Raw genomic sequence first — 719 nt, forward strand, 5'->3', positions numbered from 1 at the left:
CGTCTGCGCGGAAATGGACGAACAGTGGGGATACGTCGGGGCTAAATCGCGCCAGCGCTGGCTGTTTTACGCGTATGACAGGCTCCGGAAGACGGTTGTTGCGCACGTATTGGGGTCTGACGCTCAGTGGAACGAAAACTCACGTTAAGCAACGTTTTCTGCCTCTGACGCCTCTTTTAATGGTCTCAGATGTCCTTTGGTCACCAGTTCTGCCAGCGTGAAGGAATAATGGCCGAGCATATTGATATGTCCGTGGCAAAGCGGGGAGAGGCGTGCGATATCTTCATCATTCAGTGTTTCACCCTGCGCCCGGAGATGATCCAGGGCTGCCTGCATATAAATAGTGTTCCATAACACGACGGCGTTAGTGACCAGCCCCAGTGCGCCCAGTTGATCTTCCTGACCGTCGGTATATCGTTTTCTTATCTCACCTTTTTGACCGTGACAGATGGCTCTGGCAACGGCATGGCGACTTTCTCCCCGATTAAGCTGGGTCAGAATGCGCCGGCGGTAATCTTCATCATCAATATAATTAAGCAGATACAGCGTTTTGTTGATGCGCCCCACTTCAATGATTGCCTGAGTCAGTCCGGAAGGACGTTCACTTTTCGGCACTGTTGCAAAGTTAGCGATGAGGCAGCCTTTTGTCTTATTCAAAGGCCTTACATTTCAAAAACTCTGCTTACCAGGCGCATTTCGCCCAGGGGATCACCATAATA

At 51.0% G+C, this 719-nt stretch carries 2 pseudogenes; one reads left to right on the forward strand and one right to left on the reverse strand.

The features are described 5' to 3' along the window. Nucleotides 1-115 (forward strand): annotated as a pseudogene (locus ACJHWR_RS25265) (IS1 family transposase); the annotation flags it as partial. Nucleotides 116-177: 62 nt separating this feature from the next. On the opposite strand, the pseudogene ACJHWR_RS25270 reads toward ACJHWR_RS25265, so the two are convergent. Next, a pseudogene (locus ACJHWR_RS25270) lies at nt 178-609 on the reverse strand (Tn3 family transposase); the annotation flags it as partial. Nucleotides 610-719 lie beyond the last annotated feature (110 nt).

It is taken from the genome of Escherichia sp. WS568 (genome assembly GCF_046486085.1).
Classification (GTDB): Bacteria; Pseudomonadota; Gammaproteobacteria; order Enterobacterales; family Enterobacteriaceae; genus Escherichia; species Escherichia coli.